This window comes from Micromonospora sp. NPDC048894 (assembly GCF_040649765.1).
Lineage (GTDB): Bacteria > Actinomycetota > Actinomycetes > Mycobacteriales > Micromonosporaceae > Micromonospora > Micromonospora antibiotica.
The window spans coordinates 431,772-451,974 of record NZ_JBEZFY010000006.1; the positions used below are offsets into that span (position 1 = coordinate 431,772).

The following is a 20,203-nucleotide window of genomic DNA, read 5'->3' on the forward strand; positions in this document are numbered from 1 at the left end:
TTGATCAACGACGGACCGTCGGTGCGACCGCCCCGGTGGGTTGCCGGCGTGGCCGCTGACCGAATGTCGAGGCCAACCTCACCAGTGTCGCTCTGGTGCACCCTTGCCAGCAGCCCCTACCGTGACGGGCATGACTGAACCACCTCGCCCGCCCGGCGCGGGGGACGGCTACCCGCCGGACCCGAACGCTGGCCAGGGCTCGCCATATGAGCCGCCCACCGCACCACTGTCCGGGGCACCGGGTGCAGGCGGGTATCCCCCGCCCGGCGGGTATCCGCCGCCCACCGGCGACCAGCCGCCGTCGGGTGGCTACGACCCGTCGGGGGGCTACGGCCCGCCGGGTGGCTACCCCCCGGCCGGTGGCGGATATCCGACCGCCGGCGCGTACGGCGCCCCGACCGGTGGATACGCCAACAGCGAGGACAAGACCTGGGCGCTGGTCGCGCACTTCGGCGGGGCCGCCGGCGCGCTGATCAGCCTCGGCCCGCTCGGCTTCGTCGCCCCGCTGATCGCCTACCTGGTACGCGGTCAGCAGTCGCCGGCCGTCCGGGCGCAGGCGTTGGCCGCGCTGAACTTCCAGATCCTCTGGTCGATCATCGCGTTCGTGCTGCTCTTCGTGAGCTGGTGCCTGCTCTTCCTGCCCAGCATCGCGGTCGTGGTGATCCAGATCCTGTTCGGGATCATCGCCGGCATGAAGGCCAACGAGGGTCAGGCCTACCGCTACCCGATGTCCACCAGTTTCATCAAGTGAACCCCGGCCGGCCGCTCCCCCGGCCGGTCGGGCACCACCGCCGGCCCCGGCCCGCCCCGCTGCGGTGCGCGGCGGGCCGGCGGGGCCACGCTCAGGGCAGCAGGTCGCGGACCACCGCGTCGGCCAGCAGCCGGCCCCGCAGGGTGAGCACCGACCGCCCCTGCGGGTAGGCCACCGGGTCCAGCAGCCCGTCGGCGAGCGCACGGGCGGCGGCGGCCCGGCCCGCGTCGTCCAGCACGTCCAGCGGCAGCCCGGAGGCGAGCCGAAGCCGCAGCATCACGTCCTCCATGTGCGCCTCGGCCGGGGTGAGGATCTCCCGGGCCAGGCCGGGCGAGTGCCCGGCGGCGAGCCGTTGCGCGTACGCGCTGGGGTGTTTGACGTTCCACCAGCGCACCCCGCCGACGTGGCTGTGCGCCCCCGGGCCGAGGCCCCACCAGTCGGCCCCGGTCCAGTAGAGCAGGTTGTGCCGGCACCGGCCCGCCTCGCTGCGGGCCCAGTTGGAGACCTCGTACCAGGAGAACCCGGCCGCGTCGAGGGCGGCCTCCGCCGCCAGGTAGCGGTCGGCCGCCACGTCGTCGGAGGGGTACGGCAGCTCGCCGCGCCGCATCCGGGCGGCCAACCGGGTGCCGTCCTCCACGATCAGGGCGTACGCGCTGACGTGGTCGACCCCGGCGGCGACGACCTGCTCCAGCGAGGCGGCGAAGTCCTCGGCGCGCTCCCCCGGCGTGCCGTAGATCAGGTCCAGGTTGACGTGGTCGAACCCGGCGTCGCGGGCCTCCCGGGCGGCCTCGGCGGCCCGGCCGGGGCGGTGGGTCCGGTCGAGGACCGCCAGCACCCCGGCGGCGGCGGACTGCATGCCCAGCGAGATCCGGGTGTAGCCGGCGGCCCGCAGGGTCTTCAGCGACTGCGGGGTGACCGACTCGGGGTTGGCCTCGGTGGTCACCTCGGCGTCGGCGGCCAGTCCCCAGGTGCGGTCGATGCCGTCCAGCAGGCGGGCCAGGTCGTCGGCGGGTAGCAGGGTGGGGGTGCCGCCGCCGACGAAGACCGTGTCGACCCTCGGTGGCGGGGCGTCGCCGAGCACCCTTGCGGCGAGCGCCAACTCGGCGAGCACGGTGTCGGCGTACGACTCCCGGCTGACGCCTGCGCCCAGCTCGGCGGCGGTGTAGGTGTTGAAGTCGCAGTAGCCGCAGCGGCTGGCGCAGAGCGGCACGTGCAGGTAGACGCCGAAACCGCGCGCGCCGACCTCCCGCAGGGCGGTGGTGGGCAGTGCGCCGTCGACGGGAACGGTCTCACCATCTGGAAGGACGCCGGGCATGGCCACTAGTGTGCCCGGCATGACCTCTCCCGACCGACTCGTGCGGGTCGCCACGGCCCGTGGGGTGACCACGCTCACCCTGGACAGCCCGCACAACCGCAACGCGCTGTCCACGGCGCTGATGACCGAGCTGCTGGCCGGGATCGCCGCGGCGGTCGCCGACGACGCGGTCCGGGTGGTCGTGCTGGACCACACCGGTCCGGTCTTCTGCTCCGGGGCGGACCTGAAGGAGACGGCGGCGGCGTACGCCAGCGGGTCGGTGCCGGCCGGGATGCTCGGTGACGTGCTGGTGGCGGTGCGGGAGTGCCCGAAGCCGGTGCTGGCGAAGGTGGCCGGGCCGGCGCGGGCCGGCGGTCTGGGCCTGATCGCGGCGGCGGACCTGGCGGTCTGCGCGCAGGAGGCGACGTTCGCCTTCACCGAGGTGCGGATCGGGGTGATCCCGGCGGTGATCTCGGCGACCGTGCTGCCCCGGCTGCATCCCCGGGCCGCTGCCGAGCTGTACCTGACCGGCGACACCTTCGACGGTGGGCGGGCCGCCGAGGTGGGCCTGGTGACCGCCGCCGTGCCGGCCGCCGAGCTGGACGCGGCGGTGGCCGGGTACTGCGCGTCGCTGGTCCGGGGGGCGCCGGGGGCGTTGGCCGGGACGAAGGAGTTGCTGCGCCGACCGCCGGCCACGGACCTGCGGGCGGAGATCGCCGACCTGTCCGCCCGCTCCACCGGTTACTTCCTGTCGGCCGAGGGCCGCGAGGGCGTGGCGGCGTTCCGCGAGCGGCGGGACGCCGCCTGGGTACCGACGGATTGAGCTGGTTTCTTCCGATTCCGTGCGGGAACGTGAACCGGTCGACCGACCCGGGGTCCCCGGATGACGACGTAGGCTGGCTCCGACCCTGAAACAGGAGGTGCGGGTGCGGACACGGACATTCGTGGCAGCCGGTGTCGTGGTGGCGTTGTTCGCCATCGTCGGGGGCTGGGGAGTCCGTCAGTTCGACGGGGAGCTTCGGCTCCCCATCGCGGGCCGCAGTTGCACCGTTCAGGCCGACGGCACCGTGAAGCTCGACGCCGACCAGATGGCCAACGCGGCCACCATCGCCGCGATCGGCATGCAACGGCAGATGCCCGAACAGGCCGTGGTGGTCGCCCTGGCCACCGCCTACCAGGAGTCGGGGCTGCGCAACCTCACCCACGGTGACCGGGACTCGCTCGGCCTCTTCCAGCAGCGCCCCAGCCAGGGTTGGGGCACCCCGGAGCAGATCCGCGACCAGCGGTACGCGGCGACCCGGTTCTACAAGGCGTTGAAGAAGGTGCGCGGCTGGGAGCGGATGGAGGTCACCGACGCCGCCCAGGCGGTGCAGCGGTCGGCGTACCCGACGGCGTACCAGAAGTGGGCCGACGAGTCCCAGGTGCTGGCGCGGGCCCTGCTCGGCGAGGCGACCGGCGCCGTGGCCTGCACGGTGGGGCGTACCCCGGTGATGCGCGGGCAGGCGGCGGCGGCTGAGCTGACCCGTGGCCTGACCCTCGACTGGGGTCTGCCCGACGCCGGGGCGGTGGCCGAGCTGACCGACGTGACGGTGCCCGCCACGGACGTCCGCGACGGCTGGCGGTACGCGCACTGGTTGGTCTCGCACGCCCCCGACCACGGGGTGAAACGGGTCCGCTTCGACGGTCTGGAGTGGAGCGCCGACAACGGCCGGTGGGCGAAGGTCTCCGACGGCCGGCCGACCGAGGCGAGGGTGCTGGCCGAGGTCTTCGCCGACCGCGCCTGACGGGTCGACGGGCCGGTGCGGTCAGCCGGCGACGTTCAGCCGGCGACGCACCTTCTCCCGGGTCGATTCGGGCAGGTCGGGGACGTCGAGCAGCCGGGGCAGCAGTTCCGGTTCCAGGCTGGTGGCCCGGAACACCTCGCCGATGGTGACGCCGTGCGCCGGCCGGTCCACCACCTCGACCGGGTCGCCCGCGCCGACCTCGCCGTCGCGCAGCACCCGCAGGTACGCCCCGGGCATGGCCCGGACGGTGAACCGCTTGATCAGGTCGGGCACCCCCCAGAAGCCGGCGAAGGTCAGGCACGGGGTACGCGGCTTGGTGACCTGGAGCAGCGCCGACCCGACGGCCCAGCGTTCGCCGATCACCGCGCCGGTGACGTCCACCGCCCAGGTGGTGAGGTTCTCCCCGAAGCCGCCGGGGCGGATGTCGCGGCGCAGCTCGGCCGACCACCAGCCGGCGTCCTCCTGGGCGTAGGCGTAGACCGCCTGGTCGGGGCCGCCGTGCTGGGCCCGCTCACCGATGAAGTCACCGACCACCCCGTCGGCGCGCAGCAGCACCGGACCGTCGACCGGCCGCTTGTCGATGCCGCTGCGTCCGCTCGCGTCGCCCGCCCACTGCGCCTGCGTCACCACGCCGAGGTTCACCGCCGCCACCCTGCCCGTCATGGCCCCAGGGTACGGCCGGGCGCGGGTGGTCACCGTCCCGGCTCAGCCCTTGACCGCACCGGCGACCAGACCGGAGACCATCCGCCGCTGCACCAGCAGGAAGAAGACGATCACGGGGAGGGTGAACAGGGTGGAGGCGGCCATCACCGATCCCCAGGCGGTGTCGTCCCGGCCGAAGAAGAACGTCATCGCCACCGGCAGGGTGTAGCGGCTCTGGTCGTTGACGAAGGTCAGCGCGAAGATCAGCTCGTTCCAGGCGGTGATGAAGGAGAAGATGCTGGTCGCCACCAGGCCCGGCGCGACCAGTGGGAAGAGGACCTTCCGGAAGATCTGCGACCGGCTCGCCCCGTCGATCGCGGCGGCCTCCTCCAGCTCCTTGGGCACCGCCGCGACGAAGCCGCGCAGCATCCACACCGCGAACGGCAGGGAGAAGCCCAGGTAGGTCAGGATCAGGCTGGGCAGGGTGTTGTAGAGGCCGAGCCGCTGGATCATCAGGAACAGCGGGATGACCAGCGCCTCCAGCGGGATCATCTGCACCACCAGCAGCAAGATCAGGAAGGTGGTCCGCAGCCGGAACCGGAACCGGGCCACCGCCGTCGCGGCCAGCAGCGCCACCAGGCCGCTCAGCACGACCGTGCTCACCGCCACCAGCACGCTGTTGAGCAGGAAGTCGCCGAAGGTCACGCCCGGGATCAGGTTGCCGGTGAGGATCTCCCGGTAGTGCTCCAGGGTGGGGTGTGCCGGCACCGGCCGGGGGGTGGCCGAGAAGATCTCCCGGTTGGGCTTCAGCGAGGTGGCGACCATCCAGTAGACCGGGAAGACGGCGAAGAGCGCCACCAGCAGGCCCGCACCGTTGAGGGCGACCTTCTTCACGACTCGTCCTCCTGCCTGAGCACCATCCGGACGTACAGGCCGGTCACCAGCAGCAGGATAAGCGTGAGGATGACCGCGATGGCCGAGCCCACGCCGTACCTGGGCGGTGGGGAGAACGCCTCGGCGTACGAGTAGATGGCGAGCATGAACGTCGGCCGGTCCTGGGTGCCGCCGGCCAGGACGAACTGCTGGGTGAAGACCTTGAAGTCCCAGATGGTGGAGAGCACCACCAGGATGCCGAAGACCGGCCGCAGCAGCGGGAAGGTGATCTTCCAGAACACCGTCCACGGGCCGGCCCCGTCGACCCGGGCCGCCTCGTGCAGCTCGCTCGGTACGCTCTTGAGCCCGGCGAGCACGCTCACCGCGATGAACGGGAACGAGTGCCAGACCACCACCAGGGTCAGGATCGCGAAGAACAGCAGCGGCGAGTTGAACCAGCCGTAACCCGACCAGTCGGTGCGGCCGAAGAGCGCCTGCGACAGCCCGTCGGGCAGGGCGTTGAACGCCCAGGTGACCAGGCCGGAGGTGTCATCGAAGATCCATTTCCAGACGATCGTGCCGGTCAGCGCCGGGGTGGCCCAGGCCAGCATCACGCAACCGGCCACGAAGGTGGCCATCTTCCGGCCGAGCCGGTGCAGCAGCAGCCCGACCAGGGTGCCCAGCACCATCGTCAGCAGCACGTTCGCTGCGGCGAAGAGCACCGTGTTGCGCAGCACCGTACGGAAGAACGGGTCGCCGAGGATCTGGGTGTAGTTCGCCAGCCCGACGAACGGCCACTCCCGGTCCCCGCGCAGCTGCCGGACGTTGTCGAGCCGGAAGAACGACATCGTCACCACCTGACCCAACGGCCAGAGCAGCAGCACCCCGATCACGACCAGGCAGGGCAGCAGGAGCAGGTACGGCAGGCGGTCCACCCGGGACCGTCGCCGCGCGGGGGTCTCCCGCGCGGCGTCCGTCCGGGTGTGCTCGGTCAGCGTGCTCACTTGGCGTTGAGGATGCTCTCCATCTCGGCGGCGGCGTCACCGGTGGCCTGCTCGACCGATTTCTGCCCCTTGATGACCGAGCTGTTCATCGCCTGGGTGACCGTCTTCGTCCGGCTGACCTCCACCCACTTGGGGGTCAGCGGCGTCACCCGGGTGCGCTGCATGGTGCTGGCGAACGCCGACATCAGCTTGTCGTCGGCGTAGTTCCCGCCCTGCACGAGGTCGGCGTAGACCGGGAAGAACCCCAGGCTGCCGGCGAAGGTCTGGGCGTTCTTCTTGTTCAGCAGCACGGTCAGGTAGTCCCAGGCCAGGTCCTGCCGCTTGCTGTCGCGCCACAGGGCGATGTCCGAGCCGCCGGCGAAGGCCGGGGCCGGCCTGCCGTCCAGGCCGGGGATCGGGAAGGTGCCCCAGACCTTCTCGATGTCGGGGTTGTCCTTCTTGATCGCGCCGGCCTGCCAGCTGCCGGCGAAGGCCATCGCCGCCTTGCCGGTGGCGAACTGGGTACGGGCGTCGATCTCGTTCCATCCGGCGGCGGCGGGCGGGGCGACCTTGTGCACGGTCACCAGGTCGGTCCAGAACTTCACCGCCTGCCGCGCCTGCGGGCTGGTGTAACCGGACTTCCAGGTGCCGCCCTGGTCGGTGGCGATCTCGCCGCCGGCACCCCAAAGGAAGGAGTAGAAGGGCAGCTCGGAGTTGCCGGGCAGGGCGATGCCGTAGGTGCCGGGCTTCTTGGCCTGCACCGCCTTGGCGACCGCGACCAGGTCGTCCCAGTTCTTCGGCGGCTGCACGCCGGCCTCGGCGAACCAGTCGGTGCGGTAGTAGATCGCGCGCACCCCGGCGTACCAGGGGACGCCGTACTGCTTGCCGTCGAGTTGCGCGTTGCGCACCAGGTCGGGCAGGACGTCCTTGCCGTCGGCCCAGCTGCCGAACCTGCCGGAGACGTCGGCGAGGGCCTCCTGGGCCGCCCAGCCCTGGGTCTCGGTGTTGCCGAGTTCGGTGACGTCCGGGCCCTCGCCGCCGGCGAGCGCGGCCTGGAACTTCTTCGGCGCCTCCAGCCAGGGTATGTACTGGACCACCACGTCGGTGTCGGGGTGCCGCTGCCGGAACTCGGTCTCGACGCCGTCGAGGAACGTCGTCTGGGCGTCGCTCCCCTCGCCCATCATCCAGACCGTCAGCTTGCTGTCGTCGGCGGCTTCGTCGTCGCCGGAACCGCCGCAACCGGCGAGCACCATCGCGGCCGAGGCCACGATGGCGGTGACCGGGGCCAGCCGTTTCCACCTGTTCACGCCACTTCTCCCTCGCGCTGTCCGGCATTTACCTTCTCAGCCGCACCCTAGTAGGAAAATTTCCTTTACGACAGGGGTGGGTGCCGCCCCGCGCGAGCGGACCGTCGACGGCACGGCGGCGGACGGCGGGGCGTTCGGCGAGGCGACCGTATCGCAGGCGGGGGCCGCTCTGGCAGGCCCCGCGACGACCCGTCGGGATCGATGGTCACCATCCGGACGAGCGGATGCCCGCCCCCGAACCGGGGGCGGGCATCCGCTGAGTTGGTCCGTGCCGGCCGGTCACCGACCGACGGGCGGGGTCACCGGTGGCTGACGCCCCGACGACGACCCACACCGGCCACCAGGGCCACGGCGATGGCGGCGAGGACGACCTGCACCAGCAGCTCGGTCCAGTCGATGCCGGCGGTCTGAGTGGCGATGCCCATCGCCCGGGCCAGCACGGTGCCCAGCAGCGCGGCGCCCACACCGATCAGCATGTGCAGCCAGATCGGCATGTTCTGGCGGCCCGGCACGACCAGGCGACCCAGAGCGCCGATGATGAGACCGACGACGAGCGCGGTGATGATGCCCCAGACGGTGAACTCCACGGCCGTCCTCCTTCAGTAGATATGTCGTTGGTGAGTGTTTGTTGCTGTGGTGATCGATAGGTTCCCGAAGCGGAGAATTTCCAAACCGACTCCGGTAACGATCTGGTCTAGACCGCCCGCCACCGGCGACGACCCCCGGCCGCCCGGCCCCGTACGCCAGCGGGCGCCCGACCCCCGTGGGGGTCGGGCGCCCGCTCAGCGGTGCCGCTTGACTTACCGGTGGGTGACGCTGCGGCGGCGACCCACACCGGCCACCAGGGCCACGGCGATGGCGGCGAGGACGACCTGCACCAGCAGCTCGGTCCAGTCGATGCCGGCGGTCTGAGTGGCGATGCCCATCGCCCGGGCCAGCACGGTACCCAGCAGCGCGGCGCCCACACCGATCAGCATGTGCAGCCAGATCGGCATGTTCTGGCGGCCCGGCACGACCAGACGGCCCAGAGCGCCGATGATGAGACCAACAACGAGCGCGGTGATGATGCCCCAGACGGTGAACTCCACGGTCGCCCTCCTCCTGAAGATTGAGTCACACGGTATGTGTGGTTCCTGTCGTGACAGCTAGATTCCCGACCCGCCGGAAAACCAAACCGACTCACCACCACACATGTCGCCGCACGTCGATCGACCACCGCTGCGTCGGTTCGCCGGCCGTCGATGTCCGTGCAGCTCAGGGCACTCGCGCCAGCCCATCCGGCAGCGACGCCGGGGCGGAAAAATTCGTCCGTACGACACCGGGGCGCGCATGCCGACGGCCGGCGGCCCGGTCGGAACACCGGGTCCGCCGGCCGTCGTGGGACACCTGGACCGGCCGTGCGGCGCGGGCGCGGCCGAGCCGACGGGCCGGGCGTACGCGCCCGCTGCGGGCGGCTACTTCTTGCCGGCCGGCTTGGCGTCGCCGGAGTCCGAGGAGAGCGCGGCGATGAATGCCTCCTGGGGCACCTCCACCCGGCCCACCATCTTCATCCGCTTCTTGCCCTCCTTCTGCTTCTCCAGCAGCTTGCGCTTACGGCTGATGTCACCGCCGTAGCACTTGGCCAGCACGTCCTTGCGGATGGCGCGGATGGTCTCCCGGGCGATCACCCGACTGCCGATGGCCGCCTGGATCGGCACCTCGAACTGCTGGCGCGGGATCAGGGTGCGCAGCTTCGCCGCGATCGTGGTCCCGTAGTTGTACGCCTTGTCCTTGTGCACGATCGCGCTGAACGCGTCCACCGGCTCACCGTGCAACAGGATGTCCACCTTGACCAGGTCGGACGCCTGCTCGTCGGTGGGCTCGTAGTCCAGCGAGGCGTAGCCCTTGGTGCGGCTCTTCAACTGGTCGAAGAAGTCGTAGATGATCTCGGCGAGCGGGAGGGTGTAGCGCAGCTCCACCCGGTCGGCCGAGAGGTACTCCATGCCGAGCAGGCTGCCGCGCCGACCCTGGCACAGCTCCATCACCGCGCCGACGTAGTCGTTCGGGGTGAGCACGCTGGCCCGCACCACCGGCTCGTACACCTCGGCGATCTTGCCGGTGGGGTACTCGCTCGGGTTGGTCACCACGATCTCCTGGCCGTCCTCGGTGATGGCCCGGTAGACCACGTTCGGGGCGGTGGAGATCAGGTCGAGGTTGTACTCCCGCTCCAGCCGCTCCCGGATGATCTCCAGGTGCAGCAGGCCGAGGAAGCCGCAGCGGAAGCCGAAGCCGAGCGCCCCGGACGTCTCCGGCTCGTAGTCGAGCGCGGCGTCGTTGAGCTTGAGCTTGTCCAGCGCCTCACGCAGGTTGGGGTAGTCCGAGCCGTCGATCGGGTAGAGGCCGGAGTAGACCATCGGCTTGGGGTCCTTGTAGCCGCCGAGCGCCTCGGTGGCCGGCCGGGCGTTGATCGTGACGGTGTCACCGACCCGGGACTGCCGGACGTCCTTGACACCGGTGATCAGGTAGCCCACCTCGCCGACGCCGAGCGCGTCGGCCTTGACCATCTCGGGCGAGATGACGCCGATCTCCAGCAGCTCGTGCACGGCGGCGGTGGACATCATCTTGATCCGGTCCCGGGCGCTGATCCGGCCGTCGATGACCCGGACGTAGGTGACCACGCCCCGGTAGACGTCGTACACCGAGTCGAAGATCATCGCGCGGGCGGGCGCGTCGGCGTCACCGACCGGCGGGACGAACTGCCTGACGATCTCGTCGAGCAGGTACGGCACCCCGTCACCGGTCTTGCCGGAGACCCTGATGCAGTCGGCCGGGTCGCCGCCGATCAGGTGGGCCAGCTCCTCGGCGTACTTCTCCGGCTGGGCGGCCGGGAGGTCGATCTTGTTGAGCACCGGAATGATCTTGAGATCGTTCTCCAGCGCCAGATAGAGGTTGGCCAGCGTCTGCGCCTCGATGCCCTGGGCGGCGTCGACCAGCAGCAGCGCCCCCTCACAGGCGGCCAGCGACCGGGACACCTCGTAGGTGAAGTCCACGTGGCCCGGGGTGTCGATCATGTTGAGGACGGCCTGCTCACCCGTCCGCTCGCCCTCGCGGATGGTCCACGGCATTCGGACGGCCTGGCTCTTGATGGTGATGCCGCGCTCGCGCTCGATGTCCATCCGGTCGAGGTACTGCGCGCGCATCTGCCGGGGATCGACCACGCCGGTCAGCTGCAACATCCGGTCGGCCAGGGTCGACTTCCCGTGGTCGATGTGGGCGATGATGCAGAAGTTCCGGATGCGCGCCGGGTCGGTGGCACCAGGAGCGTTCGCGCCGGGATCGAGCGTCGGTGGCACAGCGGTCCGTTCTGGTCGGCTGACGGGAGCGGGCCGACGCACGCCGGCCCCCTCTATGCTCCCACGTCGCCGCGAACCCGGTCCGATCACTCCTGGGGTACCCGGACCGGACCCGACGCGGCAGGGCCCGGCGGGGTGCACTCCTCGGCCACCTCGACGGAGAGGGCGGGCCCGGCGGGGTTCACTCCTCGGGCGGCTCGACGAAGAGGGCGGCGAGCTTCGGCAGCCGACGGCGGGCCTCCTGCTCGTCGTCGAAGTCCCAGAAGTCGTTCAGGTCGGGCACCGGCACCCGGTCCCGCTCCGCCGGCAGGTCGGTGGCGGTCGCCTTACGGTAGGCGTCCCACGGCACCGCCAGCATGTCCTCGCACTCGAACTCCTCACCGCTGAGCGCCGCCGACCGGACCCGGGGCACCTCGGCCAACGAATCCGGCGCGGTCACCGCGGCGGCGAAGACCGCCCGCCCCTGGGTCATCAGCCAACCCCGGAAATACTCGAACCCGTCGTCGGAGCAACCCCCGTTGATCAGGTACGCCGCACCCCACAGGTCGACCCGGTAGGAAGCGGCAAGCACCCGCTGCTGGTGGTGCGCGTACCCGACGATGTCCTGCGGGGTGCGTTCGGCGAGCAGCGCGACCGCCCGGGCGGCGACCGCGCCGGCCTCGCCCCCGCCCCCGGCCCGGGCCTGGTCGATCAGCTGCCAGAAGTCGTCGGTCCTCATGGCCTGGAGTCTCCCAGACCCCCGCCGGCACCCGGTCGACGCCGGGCCACCGTCGTCCCGGCCGGGGCGCACGCGCCGCGCGGGTCGGCGGTGCACCCGGTTCGGCCCGACCGGGCACGATGGTGGGGTGTCCACGACGCCGCCGCCGTACCACCGCACCGCCGTGCGGCCCGACTGGCGGGAGCTGCCCGCCGGCCTGCGGGACGCGGTCACCGCCCGGCTCGGTGCGCCGGTGGTCACGGCCCGGACCGCGACCGCGGGCTTCACCGGCGGCTTCGCCGCCGTGCTGGAGACGGCAGCCGGCACCCGGGTCTTCGTCAAGGCCGCCGAGTTGGCCCGGCAACGCCACCTGGCCGACTGGTACGCCCGCGAGCTGGCCGTCCTCGCCCGGCTGCCGGCCGGCCTGCCGGTCCCCCGCCCACGCTGGGCGCTCGACGCGGCCGGTTGGTACGCGGTCGGCCTCGACGCCCTGGACGGGCGGACGCCCCGCCTGCCCTGGGACCCGGCCGACCTGGCCGCCGTGCTCACCGGCTACGCCGAGGTGGCCGCCGCGCTGGTCGACCCGCCGGCCGCACTGACCGCCCTCGGCCTCCCCCGGCTGGCCCAGCTGGCCCGCGACGACATCCTCTGGTGGGGTGAGGTGGCCGCCGGCCGGGAGCCGATGCCCGCACTGCCCCCGGCGGCCCGCGACCGGCTACCCGACCTCGTCGCGCTGGAGTCCCGGCTGCCCGGCTACGCGGCAGCCGCACCCGGCCTGGCCCACGGTGACCTGCGGCTGGACAACGTGCTGCTCGACCCAGCCGGGCGGGCCTGGTTCTGCGACTGGAACTGGCTCTGCCACGGCCCCGCCTGGTTCGACCTGGCCGGCCTCCTGATCACCGGGTACGGCGACCGGGTGGACCTGGATGCGGCCTTCGCCGCCCACCCGGCGGCGGCCGACGCCCCGCCCGACGCCCTGGACGTGACGCTTGCCGCCCTCTGCGGCTACTACCTCACCGCCGCCGGCCCACCCTCAGCCGCCGCCTCCCCGCCGGCTGACGCTCTCCCGCCGATTGGCGGCCCCCCGCCGGCTGGCGGCCTCTCAACGGTCGCCGGCTCCTCAGCGGCTGATTGCCTCGCGGCGGCCAGCGGCTCTCCACCGGCCGGGGGCTCCCCACCGGCCGGGGGCTACCCGGCGGCTGCCCAGGGGGCGGGCGGCCCGGGGGCGGCGGGCCCGTCCGCGCTGCTGGGAGTGCATCGACGGTTCAGCGGGGAGCAGGCTCTGCGCTGGCTCGCCGCCCGGCAGGGCTGGTGGTGACCACCTGCCGTGCCGGGCTGGCCGGTCCGGGCGGGGGTGGGGCGTTTTGGCTCGTCCGGACCGACCTGGTAGCCTGGCTTTTCGCGTGGCGATGACGCATGCTCGTCGCGCGCGGTAATGCAGACCAAACCGAGCTATCAAGACGAGGCTGTCGCGTGGCGAACATCAAGTCCCAGATCAAGCGCAACCGGCAGAACGAGAAGCGCCGGCTGCGTAACAAGTCGGTCAAGTCGTCGCTGAAGACCGCCATCCGGAAGTTCCACGAGGCTGCGGAGGCCGGTGACGCCGAGAAGGCCACCGCCCTGATGCGTGACGCCGCCCGCAAGCTCGACAAGGCCGCCAGCAAGGGCGTCATTCACGCCAACCAGGCGGCCAACCGGAAGTCGGCCATCTCGAAGCGCGTCGGCTCGCTCTCGGCCTGACCGAGCGACCCAAACCCGACCGTAGGCCCCGGAGCAGTGCTCCGGGGCCTACGGCTTCGTACTTTCCGGGCCTCGACCCGTCGTCCGCGCTGCCCTGACGAGTCAGGTCTACCCGGGAGAGACGAGCGGCGAGTCGCGTCTACCCGTGGGAGACGGGCGGGGCGGCGGGTCGGGTCTACCTGCGGGAGACGGGCGGGGGCGGCGAGTCGGCCGGCTCCCAGCGGGCAGGTGCGGTGGTGACCATCGCGCCCGGCAGGGCGTAGGGCACCCGGGCGCGTCCGACCACCGGCTCGACCTGCCGCCGGAACCGGTCCCGCTCCTGCTCCGGCACCAGCGCCGCCGAGTGGACCACCCGCTCGGCGACCTCGTCGTTGAGTTTCACCATGACCGCCACCGCCATCGGCAGCACCGGCACCGCCCACCAGTTGACCAACTCGGCCAGGGCAAGAAGCACCGCGAGCGCCACCGCCCCCTCGAAGAAGAGGAAGCAGAGCACCCCACCCGGGTTGACGAAGCGCAGGCCGAGCAGCCGGGCGTAGAGCGGTCGGTAACGCTGGTCGTCCGCCGGCACGGTCGACCAGCCCGGCCGGCCGTGCCCCGTCACCGGGCGGGTGGTCCCGCTCACCGGCCGGTGCACGCCATCCACCTGCCGCAGGTGGCCGGCCGCCGGGCGGATCGGGCCGGTCACCGGGCGGTGCCCTGCCGGGCGGCGGCGACCGAGAAGACCGCCTTCTCCAGGGCGTACGCCCGGTCGTCGGCACCGCCCTTGACCGCCGCGTTGCACTCGGCCGCCGCCCGCATCGCCTCGACCAGCCCTTCCGGTGTCCAGCCCCGGGCCCGCTGCTGGGCATTCTTGATCTTCCAGGCGGGCATGCCGAGGGTGCTCGCCAGCTGGTACGGATCGCCCCGGCCGGCGGCTGCGACCCGGGCCACCGTCCGGACCCCGTCGGCGAGGGCGTCGGCGATCGGCACCGGGTCGACCCCGACGTGCAGCGCCCAGCGCAACGCCTCCAGCGCGGCGGGGACGTCGCCGATCATGGTGGCGTCGGCGACGGTGAAGCCGCTCACCTCGACCCGACCCCGGTAGTAGCGGGACACCGTGTCCGCGCCGATCCGCCCATCCGTGTCGGCGATCAGCTGGGAGCAGGCGGCGGCCAGCTCCCGCAGGTCGGTGCCGACGGCGGCGATCAACGCGTCGGCCGCGTCGTCGGTGCACCTGCCACCGCCCCGGCGGATCTCGTCGCGGACGAAAGCCACCCGCTCGCGGTGCCCCTTGAGCTTCGCCGCCGCGATGACCGTCGCCCCGGCGGCGCGCAGCCCGTCGGCGAACGCCTTGCCTTTGCCCCCGCCCAGGTGCAGCGCCACCAGTTGGACGTCCGGGTCGGGGTTCTTCGCGTAGCCGAGCAGGGCGGTGACCAGGTCCTTGCGGGCATCCTGGGCGGACCGCAGCACCAGCACCCGCCGCCCGCCGAACAACGACGGGCTGAGCATCTCGGCGATCTCGCCGACGGCCAACGCCCCGGCCTGGTATTCCCGGACGTCGACCTCGGGGTCGACGCTACGGGCCTTCGCCACGGCTTCGCTCACCGCGCGCGTGGCGAGCAGCTCCTCGTCGCCGAGGACGAGCAGAATAGGAGCAAGGTCGACGCCGGTCACGTCGCTCATCTTGGCACGCTCGGCGGCTGATCGTGCCTGCTCGTCGACGGCTGCGACGGCCCACCCCGCACTCAGCGCAAATATAGACATTTACCTTGATTGTCGGGCAGTAGGCGCAATATGGCTCTGATTCCTGATTTCCCTTCACCTTCGTCCGGCCTGCCCCGGGCTGGCCAGCCGCCCACCCCACCAACCGGGGCAGGCCCGGAAGCACCGTTTCGTCCCACCCGGGTCAGCGGCGACCCGGGGGCAGGCCCCGACCGACCACTGCCAGCCGGCCGGACCGCAGCACCACCGCCACGTCCCCGTCGGTGTCGGTACGCAGCACCCGGGCACCGGCTCGGGTGAGCCGATCCAGGATCACCGGACTCGGATGGCCGTAGTCGTTGTCGGCTCCCACCGGCACCAACGCGACCATCGGCCGGACCGCATCGAGGAAGGCCGGCTCCTGGTATGCGCTGCCGTGGTGGGCCACCTTGAGCACCTCGGCCCGCAGTTCCTGCGGCGGCGTCCGGTCCAGCAGTGCCCGCTGCTCCTCCGTCTCCGCGTCCCCCGGCAGCACGATGCGGACACCGGCCACGGTGGCCCGCAGGACGAGGGAGTTGTTGTTCGGGTCGGACCGGGTGCCCCGCATCGGATAGGGCGGACCGAGCGCGACCAACTCCACCCCACCCGACCGGTACGACCAGCCCGCCGCCGGCACCACCTGCCGCGCGGCACCGGCCGCGAGCGTCACCGACTCCCGTCCCGCCGCCGGCTCGGCCAACGCCGGGGCGACCACCATGGCCACCCGTCGGCCCCGGGACACCCCGGCCACACCCCCGACGTGGTCGGCGTGGAAGTGGCTGACCACCAGCAGCGAAACCTCCCGGACGCCGAGCCGGCGCAGGCAGCCGTCCACCGCCGACGGCTCCGGGCCGGCGTCCACCACCACCGCCCGGCCTGCCGTCACCGGCAACACGAGGGCGTCTCCCTGGCCGACGGCGCAGGCCACCACCACCCACCCGGGTGGCGGCCACCCGCTGGCGACCAGCCGGACCGGGAGGGTGCCCAGCACCACCGCCACCGCACCGACCGCCACCAGCCGGCGGACCAACGGGCGGCGGACGGCCAGCAACAACCCCAGGGTCAGCCCGGCCAGCAGCAACGCGCCCGGCAGTCCGCCCGGCCAGGGCAGGGTGCCGGCCGGCAGACGGGCCCCGACCCGGGCCACGGTGACCAGCCACCAGGCCGGCCAGCTCGCCAACCAGGCGGTGAACTCCGCACCGGCCGGCCACACCGGGGAGACGACCGCCGCCGCCACCCCCAGCACCGTGGCCGGGGCGATAGCCGGCACCACGAGCAGGTTCGCCGGTACGGCCACCAGGCTCACCGTGCCGGAAATGCCCGCCACCACCGGCCCGCAGGCGAGCTGGGCCGCCGCCGGAACGGCGAGCGCCTCCGCCAACCCCGCCGGTACGCCCCGGCGACGCAGCCCGTCCCGCCAGCCCGGGGCGAGCAGCAGCAGCCCACCGGTGGCCAGTACGGACAGCGCGAAACCGGCGTCACCGGCCAGCTCCGGGTCGACCAGCACCAGCACGGCCACCGCCGCAGCCAACGCAGGCAGGGTCGCCCGGGGACGCCCGGCAGCCAACGCGGCCAGCCCGATCGCCCCCATGGTGGCCGCCCGGACCACGCTGGGCGAGGGGCGGACCAGGACGACGAAACCGATCAGGGCGAGCCCACAGAGGATCACCGCCAGCCGGGGACCGGCCCGGACCCAGCGGGCCAGCAGCAGCACCGCGCCGACCACGATCGCCACGTTCGACCCGGAGAACGTCAGTTAGGGAGGTGAGTCGAAGACATAAGAACGGCCCCGGCAGGTGCTGGAACACCTGTTACCCGGGGCCTTGACGGACACAGGAGGTCCGCCCGCCCATGAGTGTAGAGGCCCTGACCTGGGCGCTGAACGACGCGCCCGACCTACCCCCTTCCTGCTTGGCCGTGCTGATCGGTCTCGCCAACCACGCCCACGCGAACGGCCGGGCCGCGTACCCGTCCCGGGAACGGCTCGCCCACTACGCCCGCAAGTCGGTCCGCGCGGTGGCGAACGACATCAAGGAGTTGGAACGCCTTGGGATCATCCGGCGGGGCGACCAGCGGCACGTCTTACACCTGCCGACCGACCGACGGCCGGTTGTCTGGGATCTCGCGATGGAGCGTCGGCGGACCGTTCCCGGTTCGCTCGACCCATTCGCCGAGCCGGCATCCGGCAAGCCGACCAAGGTTCCCGAGGCTGTGGATAACCGGGGTGAAGCTGACTTCCTCCCGGTTACCGACCGGGGTGAAGCAGGCTTCCGAGCGGCAGGAAGTGCAGTACCGACCGGGGTGAAGCCTGCTTCACACGAACCGTCCTTGAACCGTCAAAGAACCCTCAACCGCGCAAGCGCGGGAGAGACCTCTCCCAAGATCAGCGGCAAGAAGACCTTCACCCCCCGGGCTCTGACCGGCGCTGCCCTGCCCGTCCAGCGGGACGTGGCGCAGTGCCCGACGCACCGGGGGATGCCTGCCGGCCGTTGCGGCGCGTGCCGCTCCGAGGCTCTGGTGGATGGCCGATGAACGCCACCGCCGTCTACGCGCTCGCCCTGGTCCTCATCGGCGGACCCGTCGCGATGCTCTCGCCGTTCGCCATCGCTCGCCTGCTGGTCAACCAGCACGCCGACCAGATTGCCACCGCCACCCGCAAGGAGATCCGATCGTGAACCCGACCGCCGTCACCTCTCGCCTGACCACCGGCCTGGTTGCGCTGGTTGCCGGGTACGCCTCGTTCTCCCACATCTACGCGGTTGCCCGGTCGGCCGGTGAGCACGTCTCGGTTGCGTCGGTGCTGCCTCTGTCCATCGATGGTCTGATCCTGGTCGGCACGCTGGCGATGCTGGACGACAAGCGCAGCAACCGGAAGCCTCGTCTGTCCGCTCGGCTGGCCGTGGTGTTCGGCATCATCGCCACCCTTGCCGCCAACATCGCGTCGGCTCAGCCGACCTGGACGGCACGAGCGGTTGCTGCCGTTCCGCCGGTCGCATTCCTACTGGCCGTCGAGGTGCTGAGCCGTCGAGGCAAGCTGATCCACACTGAGCCCGTCGAGCAGGTCGAGCTGGCCACCATCGCTGAGCCGGTTGCCGTCGAGCCTGAGCCCGTAGCCGAGCCGGTTGCCGTCGAGCAGGTCGAGCAGACCACGAAGCCGACCCGCAAGCGGGTCACCGGCACGTCGGCTGACCGGGTCATGTCGGCTCACTTGGCCGAGCCCGAAGCGACTCACCCCCGGATCGCGGAGCTTGCCGGGGTGTCTGTGGCGACGGTGAAGCGGTACCGGCCGTCCCGTTCCGCTGGCCGTACGCCCGAACTGGCGGGGGTGGCGGCATGACCGAGGTTGAGCGGCTGATCCGCCGGCTACGTCGGCAGCACACCGTGTCGCGGGTGGCCTATCGGTACGCCTCCGGTAGGCCGCTCAGCGGCAAGCCTGGCTATCCGTACCAACACCGTGGACCGGGCCGGCTGGCCGGCTGGCAACGGCAGGTGATCCGGCTCAGCGTACCGGCTATCGCCGTGTTGGCTGTGGCTCAGCCTGAGCAGGTCGGCTGGTCGGTCGGGTCGGCTGCACTGGTGGCCAGCTACCGGCTCAGGCGACGGCTCACGATGCGCCGGTTCAACCGGGAGTACATCGCGCCGACCCTGGCTGCCCTCGCCCCGGCAATGGGGATGCAGACCGGCGTACGCCTGCACGTTGATCCCCCGCTCGGCAACCTCACGCCCCGACTCGTGAAGCCGCTGAGCCCGGCGGAGACAGCCGTGCGGACCTGGTACGGGGAGAACGTTGAGCCGATCATCAGGTGGCTTCCTGAGCGTGCTCAGCGGGCGGCGTGGTCGGTACAGCGCACCGCCGAGCCGGTCACGTCCAAGCTGGCCGTGTTCCGCCGGCCCGTCGATGGCGACCAGGGGCCGCGTATCGAGCTGACCGCAGACACCCCGTACCTGACCAAGGAACAGCGGCAGTTGGTCTCTTCGATCATCGGCAGCAAGATTCCCGTTACTGACCTGGTGGAGACGTGGCACCAGGTCGGCCCTCGGGTGCGCGCCGTCTGGACTGTGCGCAAGCGTCCGCCGGCCCGGGTAGGCGTCGACCAGGTAGCCGCGCACCTGCCGGACGATGACGCTGTCTTCTACCTCGGGCAGGGTGCTGGGAACCAGCCGGTGACCATCAGCCTTGACGACGACTCCCCACACATCGCGGTCTCTGCCGGTACAGGTGCGGGCAAGTCGGTGCTTGCCCAACTCATCGCGGTGCAGGTGCTTCGCCGTGGTGGCCAGGTGGTGATCCTGGACCGCAAGGGGTCGCACCGTTGGGCGCTCGGGGCGGGCGGGGTCGACTACTGCACCAAGCCAGCGCAGATGCACGCCGCGTTGGTCAAGCTGGCTGCCCTTGCCGACGAGCGGAACACGCTCGCCTTCCACGCCCCGGACGACTGGAACCCCGGCCCCCGCGTGCTGGTGATCTGCGAGGAACTGAACGCCACCCTGACGCAGCTCGCGAACTGGTGGACGGACAACCGGGAGAAGGGCGACCCGAAGCGGTCCCCGGCTGTCGGGGCGCTCGGCGAACTGCTGTTCATGGGACGCAGCGCCAAGGTCAACGTAATCGGCGTGGCTCAAATGCTGACCGCCCGAGCCATCGGCGGACCGGAGAGCCGGGAGAACTTCGGGGTGCGCTGCCTCGCCCGGTACACCGCCAACGCCTGGAAGATGCTTGCCCCGCAAGCAGCCATGCCCCGTGCGTCCCGGGCCCGTGGCCGGTGGCAAGTGGTCATAGGCGACCAGGTGACAGAGACACAGGTGGCCTATCTGACGGCGAGCGAGGCGCGACAGCTTGCGTGTCCCCGGTCCCCGGAGACATCCCAGGTCAGCAGCCCATCAATCCCTGCCGGGGACTTCCTGACGCTGCGGCAGGCGGTAGACGCCGGAGTGCTGCCCTGGTCGCACGACGCAGCCAAAAAGCGGCTACAGCGACGAGTGGGTCATGTACCTCAGGCAAAGGGCAAGCAGGGGAACGCCGACCTATACACGCGACACGATCTTGTTCGCTGAGCAGGTAGGTGAGGTATCGAGGG

At 71.8% G+C, this 20,203-nt stretch carries 20 protein-coding genes and 1 pseudogene; 9 read left to right on the forward strand and 12 right to left on the reverse strand.

Features of this window, described 5'->3' with window-relative positions; translation table 11 throughout:
- Positions 1-130: 130 nt before the first annotated feature.
- Complete coding sequence (locus AB0C22_RS16525; protein WP_208570112.1) at positions 131-751, forward strand: DUF4870 domain-containing protein; 621 nt, start codon at positions 131-133, stop codon at positions 749-751.
- Between the two features lie 91 nt (positions 752-842).
- On the opposite strand, the gene hemW is transcribed toward AB0C22_RS16525, so the two are convergent.
- Positions 843-2,066 carry a radical SAM family heme chaperone HemW gene (gene hemW, locus AB0C22_RS16530; protein WP_357535768.1) on the reverse strand — a complete coding sequence of 408 codons (1,224 nt, stop codon included), beginning with the start codon at positions 2,064-2,066 and terminating at the stop codon, positions 843-845.
- Between the two features lie 19 nt (positions 2,067-2,085).
- Here hemW and AB0C22_RS16535 point away from each other — a divergent pair, with 19 nt between their 5' ends.
- Entirely contained in the window at positions 2,086-2,868 is a 783-nt protein-coding gene (locus AB0C22_RS16535) for an enoyl-CoA hydratase-related protein (protein ID WP_219464280.1), read from the forward strand.
- Between the two features lie 97 nt (positions 2,869-2,965).
- Positions 2,966-3,829: a hypothetical protein gene (locus tag AB0C22_RS16540; RefSeq protein WP_208570114.1), complete on the forward strand. Its 864-nt coding sequence runs from the start codon at positions 2,966-2,968 to the stop codon at positions 3,827-3,829.
- A 21-nt stretch (positions 3,830-3,850) separates the two neighbouring features.
- Here AB0C22_RS16540 and AB0C22_RS16545 read toward each other — a convergent pair whose 3' ends face one another.
- From AB0C22_RS16545 to AB0C22_RS16580, 8 genes are all read right to left on the reverse strand, one after another.
- A complete protein-coding gene (locus AB0C22_RS16545; RefSeq protein WP_219464281.1) occupies positions 3,851-4,492 on the reverse strand; it encodes an MOSC domain-containing protein in 642 nt (213 codons plus the stop codon).
- A 42-nt stretch (positions 4,493-4,534) separates the two neighbouring features.
- Positions 4,535-5,365 carry a carbohydrate ABC transporter permease gene (locus AB0C22_RS16550; protein WP_219464283.1) on the reverse strand — a complete coding sequence of 277 codons (831 nt, stop codon included), beginning with the start codon at positions 5,363-5,365 and terminating at the stop codon, positions 4,535-4,537.
- Positions 5,362-6,348, reverse strand: coding sequence for a sugar ABC transporter permease (locus tag AB0C22_RS16555; protein WP_357535680.1), 987 nt, complete (start codon positions 6,346-6,348; stop codon positions 5,362-5,364). The genes AB0C22_RS16550 and AB0C22_RS16555 overlap by 4 nt, the downstream gene beginning before the upstream one ends.
- Positions 6,345-7,634 (reverse strand): sugar ABC transporter substrate-binding protein, encoded by a 1,290-nt coding sequence (locus tag AB0C22_RS16560; RefSeq protein WP_357535682.1) that lies wholly within the window; start codon positions 7,632-7,634, stop codon positions 6,345-6,347. The genes AB0C22_RS16555 and AB0C22_RS16560 overlap by 4 nt, the downstream gene beginning before the upstream one ends.
- Positions 7,635-7,933: 299 nt before the next feature.
- The gene (locus AB0C22_RS16565; RefSeq protein WP_208570119.1) at positions 7,934-8,221 is read right to left on the reverse strand and encodes a GlsB/YeaQ/YmgE family stress response membrane protein; all 288 of its coding nucleotides are present in this window, start codon (positions 8,219-8,221) and stop codon (positions 7,934-7,936) included.
- 213 nt (positions 8,222-8,434) lie between these two features.
- Complete coding sequence (locus AB0C22_RS16570; RefSeq protein WP_219464287.1) at positions 8,435-8,722, reverse strand: GlsB/YeaQ/YmgE family stress response membrane protein; 288 nt, start codon at positions 8,720-8,722, stop codon at positions 8,435-8,437.
- Between the two features lie 366 nt (positions 8,723-9,088).
- Positions 9,089-10,966 carry a translation elongation factor 4 gene (lepA, locus tag AB0C22_RS16575; protein WP_219464288.1) on the reverse strand — a complete coding sequence of 626 codons (1,878 nt, stop codon included), beginning with the start codon at positions 10,964-10,966 and terminating at the stop codon, positions 9,089-9,091.
- Positions 10,967-11,147: 181 nt separating this feature from the next.
- On the reverse strand, positions 11,148-11,684 hold the full coding sequence (locus AB0C22_RS16580; RefSeq protein WP_357535684.1) for a DUF4240 domain-containing protein: 537 nt from the start codon (positions 11,682-11,684) through the stop codon (positions 11,148-11,150).
- A gap of 127 nt (positions 11,685-11,811) precedes the next feature.
- Here AB0C22_RS16580 and AB0C22_RS16585 point away from each other — a divergent pair, with 127 nt between their 5' ends.
- On the forward strand, positions 11,812-12,981 hold the full coding sequence (locus AB0C22_RS16585) for an aminoglycoside phosphotransferase family protein (protein ID WP_357535686.1): 1,170 nt from the start codon (positions 11,812-11,814) through the stop codon (positions 12,979-12,981).
- Positions 12,982-13,136: 155 nt separating this feature from the next.
- Positions 13,137-13,403: a 30S ribosomal protein S20 gene (rpsT, locus tag AB0C22_RS16590; protein WP_067311213.1), complete on the forward strand. Its 267-nt coding sequence runs from the start codon at positions 13,137-13,139 to the stop codon at positions 13,401-13,403.
- Between the two features lie 175 nt (positions 13,404-13,578).
- Here rpsT and AB0C22_RS16595 read toward each other — a convergent pair whose 3' ends face one another.
- The 3 genes and pseudogenes from AB0C22_RS16595 to AB0C22_RS16605 form a co-directional block, all read right to left on the reverse strand.
- Positions 13,579-14,007 (reverse strand): hypothetical protein, encoded by a 429-nt coding sequence (locus AB0C22_RS16595; protein WP_208570149.1) that lies wholly within the window; start codon positions 14,005-14,007, stop codon positions 13,579-13,581.
- 80 nt (positions 14,008-14,087) lie between these two features.
- Positions 14,088-15,068: a DNA polymerase III subunit delta gene (gene holA, locus AB0C22_RS16600; RefSeq protein WP_208570124.1), complete on the reverse strand. Its 981-nt coding sequence runs from the start codon at positions 15,066-15,068 to the stop codon at positions 14,088-14,090.
- A 223-nt stretch (positions 15,069-15,291) separates the two neighbouring features.
- Positions 15,292-16,872: pseudogene (locus tag AB0C22_RS16605) on the reverse strand (ComEC/Rec2 family competence protein); the annotation flags it as partial.
- 104 nt (positions 16,873-16,976) lie between these two features.
- Between AB0C22_RS16605 and AB0C22_RS16610 the strand changes: the two are divergent.
- From AB0C22_RS16610 to AB0C22_RS16625, 4 genes are read left to right on the forward strand one after another with little or no spacing between them, the layout of a single operon-like run.
- Positions 16,977-17,657, forward strand: coding sequence for a helix-turn-helix domain-containing protein (locus AB0C22_RS16610; RefSeq protein WP_357535688.1), 681 nt, complete (start codon positions 16,977-16,979; stop codon positions 17,655-17,657).
- Positions 17,654-17,800: a hypothetical protein gene (locus AB0C22_RS16615; RefSeq protein WP_357535690.1), complete on the forward strand. Its 147-nt coding sequence runs from the start codon at positions 17,654-17,656 to the stop codon at positions 17,798-17,800. The genes AB0C22_RS16610 and AB0C22_RS16615 overlap by 4 nt, the downstream gene beginning before the upstream one ends.
- A complete protein-coding gene (locus tag AB0C22_RS16620) occupies positions 17,797-18,462 on the forward strand; it encodes a DUF2637 domain-containing protein (RefSeq protein WP_357535692.1) in 666 nt (221 codons plus the stop codon). The genes AB0C22_RS16615 and AB0C22_RS16620 overlap by 4 nt, the downstream gene beginning before the upstream one ends.
- Positions 18,459-20,180 (forward strand): DUF87 domain-containing protein, encoded by a 1,722-nt coding sequence (locus AB0C22_RS16625; protein ID WP_357535694.1) that lies wholly within the window; start codon positions 18,459-18,461, stop codon positions 20,178-20,180. The genes AB0C22_RS16620 and AB0C22_RS16625 overlap by 4 nt, the downstream gene beginning before the upstream one ends.
- Positions 20,181-20,203 lie beyond the last annotated feature (23 nt).